10 protein-coding genes are annotated in these 12,554 nt (G+C 70.5%); all 10 read left to right on the top strand.

Translation table 11 applies throughout. The features are described from left to right. Window positions 1-72: 72 nt before the first annotated feature. The 10 genes from ACIHCL_RS20555 (at window position 73) to ACIHCL_RS20510 (ending at window position 12,492) form a co-directional block, all read left to right on the top strand. Complete coding sequence (locus tag ACIHCL_RS20555) at window positions 73-1,491, top strand: PLP-dependent aminotransferase family protein (protein WP_399863755.1); 1,419 nt, start codon at window positions 73-75, stop codon at window positions 1,489-1,491. 823 nt (window positions 1,492-2,314) lie between these two features. Further along, a complete protein-coding gene (locus ACIHCL_RS20550; RefSeq protein ID WP_399863753.1) occupies window positions 2,315-3,724 on the top strand; it encodes a M28 family peptidase in 1,410 nt (469 codons plus the stop codon). Beyond that, window positions 3,724-4,194 (top strand): NUDIX domain-containing protein, encoded by a 471-nt coding sequence (locus ACIHCL_RS20545; protein WP_399863751.1) that lies wholly within the window; start codon window positions 3,724-3,726, stop codon window positions 4,192-4,194. The genes ACIHCL_RS20550 and ACIHCL_RS20545 overlap by 1 nt, the downstream gene beginning before the upstream one ends. 92 nt (window positions 4,195-4,286) lie before the next feature. Further along, a complete protein-coding gene (locus ACIHCL_RS20540; protein ID WP_399863750.1) occupies window positions 4,287-5,369 on the top strand; it encodes a Gfo/Idh/MocA family protein in 1,083 nt (360 codons plus the stop codon). A 90-nt stretch (window positions 5,370-5,459) separates the two neighbouring features. Further along, on the top strand, window positions 5,460-6,749 hold the full coding sequence (locus tag ACIHCL_RS20535; protein ID WP_399863749.1) for a DegT/DnrJ/EryC1/StrS family aminotransferase: 1,290 nt from the start codon (window positions 5,460-5,462) through the stop codon (window positions 6,747-6,749). 57 nt (window positions 6,750-6,806) lie between these two features. Beyond that, a complete protein-coding gene (locus ACIHCL_RS20530; protein WP_399863748.1) occupies window positions 6,807-7,496 on the top strand; it encodes a methyltransferase in 690 nt (229 codons plus the stop codon). 118 nt (window positions 7,497-7,614) lie between these two features. Continuing rightward, the gene (gene hisN / locus ACIHCL_RS20525; protein ID WP_399863747.1) at window positions 7,615-8,412 is read left to right on the top strand and encodes a histidinol-phosphatase; all 798 of its coding nucleotides are present in this window, start codon (window positions 7,615-7,617) and stop codon (window positions 8,410-8,412) included. A 422-nt stretch (window positions 8,413-8,834) separates the two neighbouring features. Further along, the gene (locus tag ACIHCL_RS20520) at window positions 8,835-9,446 is read left to right on the top strand and encodes a GNAT family N-acetyltransferase (protein WP_399863746.1); all 612 of its coding nucleotides are present in this window, start codon (window positions 8,835-8,837) and stop codon (window positions 9,444-9,446) included. 72 nt (window positions 9,447-9,518) lie between these two features. Next, window positions 9,519-11,771, top strand: a complete 2,253-nt coding sequence (locus tag ACIHCL_RS20515; protein ID WP_399863744.1) for a hypothetical protein — start codon at window positions 9,519-9,521, stop codon at window positions 11,769-11,771. A gap of 85 nt (window positions 11,772-11,856) precedes the next feature. Further along, entirely contained in the window at window positions 11,857-12,492 is a 636-nt protein-coding gene (locus ACIHCL_RS20510) for a class I SAM-dependent methyltransferase (protein WP_399863742.1), read from the top strand. Window positions 12,493-12,554: the final 62 nt, after the last annotated feature.

The following is a 12,554-nucleotide window of genomic DNA, read 5'->3' as shown; positions in this document are numbered from 1 at the left end:
CATGTGCCGGGGGCCGGAGGGCGGCAAAGACCAGTTGACGGCAATTGGCCTGCGCCGGGTGATGATGTGTGCATGGACCGCATTCCTCCCACCCGGCTGTCGCGCCTGCTGACCGGGTGGTCCAAGGGCGGCGAGGGCGCGCTGCCGCAGCTTCTCTCCGAGGCGCTGCGGGAACTGGCGCAGCGAGGAGACGTCGCTCCCGGCACCGTGCTGCCCTCGCAGCGGGCCCTCGCGGCGGCGCTCGGGGTCGGCCGTTCCACGGTGACGGCCGCGTACGGGCTGCTGGAGGCCGGCGGATGGCTGGAGAGCCGGCAGGGCAGCGGTTCCCGGCTGCGCGGGTCCGGGGGCGTGGGTGAGCCGGCGACCGAGGGACGGCTGGCCAGCTTCGGTACGAGGGACGGCGGGATCGACCTTTCCAGCGGCGCGCTGGACGGGCTTTCGGCGGTCGCGGCGGCGGTCGGTTCCCTGACCGCCCGCGACCTCACCGCCGTGCTGGCCGACGACGGCTACCTCCCGTACGGTCTGCCCGAGCTGCGCGAGGCGATCGCCCGCTACCACTGCGCGGCCGGTCTGCCGACCTCGCCGGAGCAGGTCCTGGTCACCGCCGGGTCCCAGCAGGCCGTCTGGCTGATCACCCAGGGCCTGGTCGAACCCGGGGACACGGTGATCGTCGAGGACCCCACCTACCGCGGCGCCCTCGAAGCGCTGCGGGCCCGCGGCGCCCGCCTGGTCCCGCTGCCGGCGGACGCCTCCCACGGCGAGGACGCCGCCGCTCTGGCGCGGCTGGCCGGGCACATCCGTCCGCGCCTCGTCTATCTGCAACCGTCCGTCCACAACCCCACCGGACGCCGCATGGGCGAGCACACCCGCCGCGCCTGGGCGGCCGTACTCGCCGAGCAGGGCCTGTACGTCGTGGAGGACAACGCGTACGCCGAACTGGCCCTGGACCACGACGGGGCACCCGTCTCCCTGGCCGCCCGGCTGCCGACCGCCGGCGCCGCCACCATCGGCACCCTGTCCAAGCTCTTCTGGGGCGGTCTGCGGCTGGGCTGGATCCGCGCCTCCACCACCGTCATCCACCGACTGGCCGACATCAAGAGGTCCGTCGACCTGTCCTGCCCGGTGGTCGAGCAGATGCTGGCCGTGCGGCTGCTGCGACAGCTGCCCGAGGCCCGCGCCCGACGCCGCTCCCGGCTGAGGGAACGCCTCGCGCAGACCGAGAAGCTTCTGCGCGCACAGCGGACCGGGTGGCGATGGGAGCGGCCCGCCGGGGGCTCCGCCCTCTGGGTGGAGATGCCCGGCACCGACGCCGAAGCCACCGCGCAACTGGCCCGCCGAGCGGGGGTGTTGATCGTGCCGGGGCCCGCCTTCTCCGCCGTGGACGGTTTCCGCCACCATCTGCGCCTCCCGTTCACGGACGGCGACGGGGCCTTGGAGAGGGCCCTGCCCGTACTGGTCGACTGCGCCGGACGGAGCCGCGTCCCGCGCTGAACCGTGTCGCGCTGCACGGTCCGGCCCCGTGCCCACTCGTGGGGCGCTGCCGTCGTCGGGGTGGTGAGCGCTCGTCCGGAAAACCGTGGACATGACGCGTGCCCAGCGCTGTCCCGCTCATCCGTGGTGGGTCGGCGAACGGTGTCGAATGTGCCGCAAAGATGCGAGGCAGTGGGTTTTTGCCAGGCATACTCGGTCAAAGGGAAAAGTGCGGTCATTGTGTAGTGCGAGTAGCACTGGAAGGAAGTGGTTCGCGAAAACATGAACCTTGGGGGATATGTGTGGACGGAGCGGCAAGGGGGAGTGCGGGAGGTGGAGAAGAGGGGGGCTTGCGGGCTTCCCTCGATTCATGGCCGTGCCGAGCGAGAGCGGCGTCATGGTAATGCGTGCAGGCATGTTTCAGTCGTGAGCTTTTCGGTGTGCGGTGCGGGAGATTCGAGTGAACGGCCTGGCCATGGCTGTACGGGGGTGCTCGTCGGCTGTCTGGCGGGCGGCTTGAACAAGACGCCTTATGTCGTTTCCGTACGTCAAGGGGTTGCAAAGGACAACGCGCTGTTATTGCATGGAGCATGCGCAAGCGAGCCCGTTGCTCGTGATGTCATTCCTTATTTTTCATTCACATTTGACGTTGGTTCCGGCCATCTGCTGGCGAAAACCTGTGCCCTGGGACATAGCCGGGGAAAAATAGGTCGACCTGTTTTGCGCACGTGTGTTCGGCGCGCACGGAGTGTGCGGATCCGCTTTGTTTTGTGAGCGGAGGGGAAACCCTGGTGCGCTGTCGGCTCGGTGAATAGTAGGGGGAAATCAGGTGAGTTTACGTTCGATGATGGCTGCGACCCTACCGGTGGCAGTGATGGCCTCGGTGGTTTTCGCGCCGGCTGCCGCGTCGGCAGTCGCCACCCCGGCGGGTGCGAGCACCCGGCTCTCCCACGCCGCCGTGGCAGCACACGTCGACGCGCTTCAACGCATCGCCGATGCCAACGGAGGCAACCGCGCCTCCGGGACCCCTGGTTACGCCGCCTCGCTCGACTATGTCGAGGGCCATCTGAAACAGGCGGGATATCAGATCGAACGCCGGCCCTTCAGCTTCCTCTACACCCGGGTCCTGGAGGAGCGGCTGACGCTGCCCGGGGGCGAGGAGGCGCCGGTGGTGCTCGCCACATACTCCCCCTCGACGTCCGAGCGGGGCCTCACCGCGCGGTTCGCGGCAGTGCCGGGGACGGAAGAACAACAGCAGGGGTGCGCGGACAGCGCCTACGAAGGGGCCGACGTCTCCGGACGGATCGCCCTGGTGCGCAACGGCGGTTGCGGAACGGACGCGAAGGAGCGCGCGGCGGCCGGGGCAGGGGCCGCCGCGGTGATCGTCATCAACGACGTCCCCGGTCCGGTGTACGGCTGGCTCAAGGATCCGGAAGCGGCGCGCATTCCCGTCGCGGGGGTGTCGTCACAGACCGGGGAGGCACTGGTCCGGGCCGGGCAGGACGATGCCCCCGGCACCCTGGTCGCCCGGTCGCTGACCGAACCGCGCACCACCGAGAACCTCATCGCGCGCATGTCCGCCGGGGACCCGGAGCACCAAGTGATCTCCGGTGCGCACGTGGACTCGGTGCCCGGGACGGCGGGCATCAATGACAACGGGGGCGCCGTGGCCCTGCTCCTGGAGACCGCGCTGCAGCGGGCCGAGCGCGCCGAGCGCCCGCGCAACCAGCTGGTCTACGCCTTCTGGGGCGCCGAGGAGTTCGACATGCTCGGCTCGCAGCACTACGTCGACTCCCTCTCCGCCGCGCAGCGCGAGCGCATCGACGTCTACCTCAACCTGGAGATGATCGGCGGGGCCAACGCCGGGCTGTTCGTCATGGACGGTGTCGACGCGGACCCCGACAGCGGCCTCGTCCCGCCCGAGGGCTCGGCCGTCATCGCCGACCGGTTCGCCCGGGCCTTCGCCGCGGCCGGCCAGACCGCGCAGACCTGGAAGCTGGATGGGCGCTCCGACTACGCCCCGTTCATGAAGGCCGGCATTCCCGCCGGCGGACTCAACGGCGGCTCCTTCGAGCTCAAGTCCCCCGAGCAAGCGCAGCTTTGGGGCGGAACGGCCGGGACACCGTTCGATCCCTGCTACCACAAGCTGTGCGACACCGCAGCCAACTTCAACGCCGAGATCGCCGGTCGGCACGGCGAGGCGTTCCTGAGCACGCTCGACCACTTCGCCGACGCCCGCCCGGACGACTCCTGATGAGCGAGCTGGTGGTTGGCGCCCTGATCGTGGACTCCCAGGACCGGGTCTTCCTGCAACAGCGCGCCGCCGACCGCGAGCTCTTCCCCGGTTGCTGGGACGTGGTCGGCGGCCATGTCGAAGCGCACGAGAGCCCGTTGGCGGCGCTCCGGCGCGAGATTGCGGAGGAGACCGGGTGGCGGCTGGACCGGGTGCTGCGCCAGGTCGCGGAAGGGACCTGGGAGGCAGGCGGAGTCGTCCGCACCGAGGTCGACTACGTGGTCGAGGTCGCCGGCGACCTGACGGCCCCGCGGCTGGAATGGCACAAGCACCCCCGGTACGCCTGGTTCGGCCCGGCCGACCTCCCGCCGCTGGACGACAGCGTCCGGCGCAGCGGCAGCGCCTTCATCAGGGACGCGGTCCGCGCCGCACACGACTGGCTCGCCCGGACACCGGCGCACCACCGGAAGGACATCAGCGACAGCATGTGACGGCCCCGTCCCTGAGCAGCGCCTCGTCCGCAGCGGCGCAGCGCGCGCACCGGGGGACCGGCAGCCTCACCTGGTCCAGAGAGGGAAAGCACGTGGTGTTACCGAACGCCCGCCCCCGATGTCGTGCACTCGTAATCGGTTTCGCCGGGCACCAGGGTCAGGAATACCTCCCCATCATTCAGCGGCACAGCGACATCGTCGGCGGCGTCGACCCGTCCGACTCCGCCGGGCGGATCGCGCAGCAGTGGGGTTTCGCCCGCTATGAAAGTCTCGATCAGGCGCTGTGCGCAACCGACTTCGAGGTGGCCGTGGTCACCGTGCCGCACAGCGAACACTTCACCATCTGCTGCGCGTTGCTGCGCGCCGGCAAGCACGTCCTCAAGGAGAAGCCGTTCGCGGTCACGGAGGCGCAGGCGCGGGAACTGGCCAAACGGGTCGCGGACGCCGACCGCAGCGTCTACACGCTGGTACAGCGCGGTTTCAATCCGGTGTTCGGGTTCGCCCGGGAGCATCTGTCCGAGATCGGCAAGCCGTACTGGTTCTCCTACGACTACCACCTCAACCTGTCCTCACCGACCAGTGGCTGGCGGGCGACGGCCGATGCGGCCATGGGGGGTGTGCTGCTCGACATGGGCTACCACCTGCTCGATGTGCTGAGCGGGCTGTTCCCCGCTCCCGCGGAGGTGCGCTCGGCCTTCCTGCACCGCTACGAGGAGATGCGCGAGCGCCGTCTGGAGGACCTGGCCAGCGTGCATTTCGTCTATCCGGAGGGGGACTTCGCCGGTTCGCTGCGGATCTCCCGGCACAATCTGGAGCGGGTCGAGAAGCTGACGATCCTGGGCACCGAGGGAGCGCTGAACGTCACGCCCAGACAGGCCGCGCTGCACTCCCCGGACGGCGAGGTCGCCTACCGCCTGGTCTCGGAACAGCCCAAGAACACCACGGTGAACGCCATGTTCACCCACTACTTCCGGAACCTGGACAACCGTGACTACCGGGCATCCCACATACAGCGGCAACGAGCCGCGGTTCAGCTGCTCGACAGGATCTACAACGAGCAGCCGGCCGGCGACGGAACCGGGAGCGGCCTCGGGACCGATACCCGGCCCGACGCCGTCCCCGAGGTGAGTGCGCGAGCCGTTCGGCCGGCCTCCGGCCGCGCCGTGGGCGTCTGACCCGGCCGCTTGCCGCGTCCCCGCTCCCGCACGGCTCGTTCCGTCCCCCTTTCGCCCACGGTAAACCCCGCCACGAGACAAGAGGTACCCGTGACATCCACCGGTGAACGCCTTGCTCTGCTGGGCGGCAGCCCGGCCATCTCCTGGCCGCTGCCGCACGAGGTCTGGCCGCCCCGCGCCGAACGGAGTGAACTGGCCGAGCTCGCCGCACAGCGCGACGACGACATCTCCATCAAGGGCAGCAGCGGCCCCGTCCGCGCACTGGAGGACGCCTTCCGCGCGTTCCTCGACCATCGGATCCGTTGGGCGGTCACCTTCAATTCCGGTACCAGCGCGCTGCTGGCGGCCTACTTCGCCCTGGGGGTACGGGAAGGGGTCGAGGTGGTCGGGCCGGCGCTGACGTACCACGCGGCACTCAGCCCGGTGCACCTGCTGCGTGGTGAAGTGGTCCTGGCCGACATCGACGTACGCACCCGCGGGCTCGACCCGGAAAGCCTGGAGCAGGCGATCACCGAGCGGACCAAGGTGATCACCGTCGTCCACCAGTGGGGCCACCCCTGCGACATGGATGCCATCCTGCGCATCGCGGACAAGCACGGGCTGCGCGTGCTGGAGGACTGCTCGCACGCCCACGGCAGCCGGTACAAGGGGCGGCTGTGCGGCACGTTCGGCGACGCGGCGGTCTTCTCCCTCCAGGCGAACAAGGCCGTCTTCGCCGGTGAGGGCGGCATCCTGGTCACCAACGACGACACGGTGCACGACCGCGCGACACTGTTGGGGCATTACCGCGACCGTTCCCGGGACGAGGTCCTGGACGCGGAGCTGCGCCAGTACTGGGTGACCGGGTTCGGTCTCAAGCTGCGGATGTCGCCGTTCAACGCCATCGTCGCGCTGCACTCCCTGGCGGCCTTCCCCGAACGCAAGCAGGCCCGGCACAACGCGCTGGGCTACTTCGGCGAGCGGCTGGCCGAGGTGGACTACATCGAGCCCGTGCCCGTCGCCGAGGAGGTGGACATGGGCGCCTGGTACGGCTACAAACCGCTGTTCCGGCCGGAGGCGATGCCCGGTGTCTCCCGCACGGTGCTCATCGACGCGCTGAGGGCCGAGGGGATGGAGGTCGGTGCGCCGTCCGGTCCCCGGCTGTCCACCCTGCCGCTGTACACGGGGGCCCAGAGCCCGTTGTTCCCCGGCACTTCCAAGGTCGCGAACGAGCCGGTGCCCGGTTCCGCCGCCGAACTCGTGGAGCAGCGGGCCCTGTCGCTGCCCACCTTCACCGAATGGCCCACCGGCAAGGCTCTGATCGACCAGTACATCGGAGCCTTCGAGAAGGTCGGCCGGCACCGGACGGCCCTCGCGGAGCACGCCGCGGCCGACGGCTGAACAGCATCACCGACACACCGACGCGAGGAACACCCGACACGAGAAGTGGGAGACACCGTGACCGTCAAGGAATCCCCCGAGGCCGCCGAGGCCGTGCTCAACCGGGCGCTGGAAGGCGAGGACCTGCCCGACTCGTTCACCCTGCTCGGCCGGGAGTGGGATCTGCACCGCGAAGTGTTCCCCGGCACCATCACCGCCGCGACGGAGGTCATGGCCTCGGTCCTGCCGTATCCGCAGGGAGGTTCGTTCCTGGAAGTCGGCTGCGGAACGGGGGTGATCGCGGTGACCGCGGCACTGTCCGGGTGCGCCCAGGTGACCGCTCTGGACATCAACGACAAGGCGGTCGCCAACACCGAGGCCAATGCCGCGCGCCACGGGGTGGCGGACCGCGTCCGCGCGCTGCACAGCGACCTGTTCGGAGCCCTTGAGGCCGACGACCGCTTCGACGCGATCTTCTGGAACGTGCCATGGACCTACGTGGAGGACGATTTCGGGATCAAGAACCAGCTGCACAAGGCCATCTTCGACCCCGGCTACCAGGGGCAGGCCCGCTATCTGGCCGGAGCCCCGCGCCACTTGGCGGAAGGCGGGCGGCTGTTCATCGGTACCGCCGATCTCGGCGACCGGGACATGCTCGACAAGTTCGCCGAGGACGCGGGGATGCGGGTGACATTGGTGCACCGCGTCCGCCGGATCGAGGTGGTCCGCATCATGGAGTACCACCTGCTGGAACTGGGACCGAAGTAGCCCACGCCCGGCGGCGGCCCCGGCTCCCTTCCTCCAGCGCACTCTCCGCACGTCCTGCGTGCTCCGGCGGCCATGGGGCCGCCGGAGCAGCCCACCAGCGACCAGAAAGGCCAGTGATATGCCGAGCCCGGGTGACCTCGATGTCGCCCTCGACCTGGCGGACCGTGCCGACGCCATCACCGGCGCGCGGTTTCGCTCCGGCGACCTGCGCGTCAGCCGGAAGCCCGACCGCACCCCCGTCACCGACGCGGATTTCAGCGTCGAGGAGGCCATCCGCACCGCGCTGAGACAGCTGAGGCCCGAGGACGGATGCTTCGGTGAGGAGCACGGCGGTTCGCCCGAGGGACCACGCGTCTGGGTCGTCGATCCCATCGACGGGACGAAGAACTTCCTGCGCGGCGTGCCGGTGTGGGCCACACTCATCGCTCTGGTCGAGAACGGCCGCCCGACCGTCGGCGTCGTCAGCGCACCCGCGCTGCGGCGGCGGTGGTGGGCAGCGCAGGGCCAGGGAGCCTGGGTGAGGCGGGACAACGAGCCCGCGGCGGCCATCGGGGTCTCCGCGGTCTCCCGGCTGGAGGACGCCTATCTGTCCACCACCGATCTGAGCACCTGGACCCGGTTCCACTCGCGTCAGGCGTACCTGCGGCTGGCGGACGCCTGTTGGGAGAGCCGCGCCTTCGGGGACTTCCTGCAGCACTGCATGGTGGCGGAGGGCCAGTTGGACATCGCCGCCGAGCCGATCGTCAGCCCCTGGGACGTGGCGGCGGTACAGGTCGTGGTCGAGGAGGCCGGCGGGCTCTGCACCGACCTGCGGGGCGAGGACATCCTCACCGGCAGAGGAGCCCTGTCGGCCAACGCACGGCTGCACCCGTCAGCGGCCGGCCTGCTCGCCGGAGAACCCGTGCAACAGGTCTAAGGGCTGTCCCGTAGTGCTGCTCCCGGCGCCAGTGCCGCTCCCCTTGCGCTCGGGGCGTCCGCGCGGGGGCGGGCCCGGGTGCGACGGTTCCCGTGAGGGACGGTACATCAGTCCCTCACGGCCGTCGTCGCACCCGACCGGCCAAGAACGAGCAGCTCAGCCACGTGCAGGGCCGATTTCCCGTCACGTCGGCGTGAGGAGGACACTCGGCTCGGACTGCGGCGCTACCGTGATCGCGATCGCCGTACCGGCCCCACCGGGAGGCGCTCGCACCGCGGACGCCGCGGAACCGGCTCGCCTCCGCGGGCCGCCTTGCACGCCCGTGCACGACCACCCGCACCCGTTCGGGTCCGCCACGGCCCCGTACACATCATCCGCACCACACGTATATCCGCACCACGAACGATGAACCGGGATTGATCATGAACACGAACCAGCCCGCCGTCCGCCCCGCCACCCGCGAGGACCTGCCGAGGGCCATCCGTACGCTGGGCCGCGCCTTCGCCCACTACCCCTTCACCCGCCACACGATCGCGGCCGACGACCACGGCGCGCGTCTGGAGCGGTTCAACGAGTTGTTCGTCTCCCGGATCGGCCTGGACCACGGCCGGGTCTGGGTGACCGACGACTGTGCGGCGGTGGCCGTCTGGACCACTCCGCAGACCGCCAACGCGGGGGAGGTGTTCGCCGAGATCGGACCGCGGTTCGCCGAGATCGCCGGGGACCGGGCGCAGGCATCGGCCGAGGCGGAGGCCGCCATGCAGCCCCACCGGCCCACCGAACCGGTGTGGTTCCTCGGTTCCGTGGGCGTCGACCCCGAGCAGCAGGGGCGGGGTCTGGGGGCAGCGGTGATCCGTCCCGGCCTCCTGGCCGCCGAGGAGGCGGGGGTGCCCGCCTTCCTGGAGACCTCCGACGAACGCAATGTGCGCTTCTACGAGCACCTCGGCTTCGAAGTCACCGCCGACTACCCGCTGCCCGGCGGCGGCCCGCACACCTGGGCCATGACACGCAGGTCCGGACGGCCCGGAGCCTGATCCCGACACCCGGGGCGAAACCGACCGACGGGACGCGGCCCGGTGAGCCCACCACGCGGAAGGGTTTGGAACGTGACCATCGGTCTCGCCACAACGCTTGGCGGATATCTGGAGTACGCGCTCACCCACCGCGGGCGCGGCGCACGCCATCTGCCGGTCTACGATCCGGCGGGGCAGCACCTGTGGCCCCGCCGGATCGCGGCCCGCCTGGGGCTGTCCGTCACCGAGGTGCCGCGGCAGCGCGCCTCGGACGGACCGCCGGATGAACTCCTTGCCCTGGTGGCGCGCACCCGGGCCGCCGCGGTCGGCAGCGGCGGACGCGACGACCATACGGTCGTCGCCCTCACCGACGACGCCGGCTTCCAGGCCCCCGCGCTGGTCTTCGCGCTGGCCAAGAACGCCCGGATGATCCAGGCCGACACCGCCGAGCAGGTGGTCGACGCGGCGCTCGCGCTGCCGCCCGGCGGCTACCTCACCGTCGTCGGGCCGGAGCGGACGCTGGGGTTCGCCCTGCTGAACCGGCTGCGGCTGAAAGCGCCGGCGGTGAACACCGGGGTGCTGTGCGGTCCGACCCCGGCCAAGCTCAGCGAACTGGTGTTCAAGACGCTGTTGTACCCGGAGCTCCCCGCCGAGCGGGACGAGTTCTTCGCCGGCCTGCTCAAGGGCAAGGAGCCGATGACCTCGGGGCGGCTCACGGTGTACCCGGCGGAGGCCGTGGACGCCGGGCACCTCACCGATGAGACGGTCCTGCGGCGGGTGCTGAGCTTCATCGCCCACGCCAGCGAGGACTACCTGCGGGTCACCCCGGACGACATCCTGTGCGGGCTGACCGACCTTCCCCAGGAGCGGGAGGCGGCCCGGCAGGTGCTCGGGCCGCTGCCCGCATGCCTCCAGGGGGACGGCTGCGTGTATCCCGAGGCCCGCCGCCACGACCCGGCGTACATCCCCGCCCAGCTCGTGTTCGCCAACGCCTGCCTGACGATGAAGTTCGGCACCCAACTGCTGGGCGAGAACAACCGGTTCACCATCTCCCGGCGCTTCCTGGACGGCTGGGCCGGCTGCTTCGTCGCCAGCCCGCTGCTCAAGGACGGCATACCGGCGGAGAACCTGCTCTTCCACGCGCTGGTCGAGGACGGCTTCACGGTCGGTGCCGCGGTGCGCGCAGTCAACGAGAACCTAGACCGGTGGGGCGTGGACGCCCCGGCCGTGGTCGTCATCGGCGACCCGGAGGCGGTGTATGCCGAGGAACCGGGCCGCGAACGGCCGGTGAGGGGCGCGGCCCCGGCCGTCACCCACCACCGCGACCGGACCGAGGTCCGCTTCGACGACGCCATGCCGGCGTATGCCCGGGTACGGCTCAAGGACCCGGCGCTCCTCGCGGCCCACCGCGCCGGAGTCCTGGACGTCAGGCCGTCCGAGCCTTTCGGCGGGCGCACCCCGTTCTATGCCGCCGCCGCGGAGGTCGACGGCGAACTCGACGTATGCGTCCTGGGGGTGCGGGAACGGCCGCTCCTCGCGGACGAGTCACCGCGCACCCTCGACATTCGCGCCCAGCCGCCCGCGGAGGAACTCGACCGACTGGTACGGGCCTTCGAGCGGTACGAGAACCTGGCCTTCCTCGACATCAAACTGGACAAGGGCCGGGCCGTGCTGACCGACATGGTCAACAACCTGCCCACGATGGCGCGCAGAGCGAAGGCGGTCCGCTACGAGCTGACCGAGTGGGAGCGCTACAGCAGGTCCATCGAGCGCAGCAAGGAGAAGTGCGCGATGCTCGACCGCGGCATCTTGGACAAGCTCCTGCACGCCACGGAAAGCCGCGAGTACCACTTCGTCGAGGCATACCGGCACACCTATACGGTGCAGCGCACCGAGGGCACGGAGGAGGCGTGCCGGCACTGCGGTGAGGCCGTGCACCACTACGTCAGCGGCAACATCCTCCGGCCGCGGATGCGCCGCTACCTGGTGAGCTGCCCGGTCTGCGGCGCCGTACAGGACACCGAGGACACCGCGGTGTCGCTCGCCGTCACCGGCGAGAACCAGCTGCGGCAGCAGAGCGACACCGTACTCGGCGTGGAGATCACCAACAGCGGTACGGAAGAGCTCCGGTTCCTGCTCGGCGGGCGCATCACCCACGGCAAGCCGCACGGTTTCGGATTCCGCCTGGACGAGGAGACGCTCAGCGTGCCCCCGGGGTCCACCGCCCGTACCCGCCTGACCGTCACCACCGGGCGGCCGCTGGTGCGGCACGCGATGCTGCTGCGCTTCTACGCGGTGGGGCTGGGCCGGATCCACTTCGCGGGCCGGGACCTGTATGTGCGCTGATCCGGCCAAAAACGTCTGGCCAGGTGTGCCGGGGCAGAAGGGGCGGAATCCCGAGCATGTGCGCGGTGAGCAGCGAGGAGACGCAGTGAAGTACGAGGTCAACCATCCGAGGTTCGCCCGGATGTATCCCCGTCTGGCCGCCTGGGCCGAGGCGAACGGGGCCCAGGAACACCGGGCCGAAGCCCTCGATCCGGCGAGGGGCCGGGTGCTGGAGATCGGCGCCGGGCACGGCCTCAACTTTCCGCACTACCCCGGTGCCGTCAGTGGGGTGACCGCGATCGAGCCGGAGGCAACCCTGCGCGACCTGGCGAAGGAAGCCACGCGGCGAGCGAGCGCACCGGTGACCGTGATCGACGGGATCGCCGAGCAACTGCCCGCCGAGGACCGTGCGTTCGACACCGTGGTCTGCTCCCTGGTGCTGTGCTCGGTACGGGATCTGCCCGCGGCCCTGTCGGAGATCCGCCGGGTGCTCAAGCCCGACGGGCGGCTCTGCTTCTACGAACACGTACGGGCCCGGTCCGCCGGGTTCGCCCGCTACCAACGCGCGGTGGACCTTCTGTGGCCCCATATCTCCGGCGGTTGCCGAGTCAGCCGCCCCACCGACTCCGTCATCGCCCGATCCGGATTCACCGTGAAGCACCTACGGCGCTTCCGCTTTCCCGAGGGCCGCAACCCGTCCCCGACGGCGCCCTTCGTGATCGGAATGGCCCAGCCGCGGTAGCGCACCGCGGCCCGGTGCGAGGACGGGCTCGCGTCCCTCGCAGCCGGTCCGCTCCGGGCCGC

Origin of the sequence: Streptomyces sp. NPDC052042 (assembly GCF_044548345.1) — a bacterium.
Lineage (GTDB): Bacteria > Actinomycetota > Actinomycetes > Streptomycetales > Streptomycetaceae > Streptomyces.
This window is presented reverse-complemented; position numbering and strand designations above follow the sequence as displayed.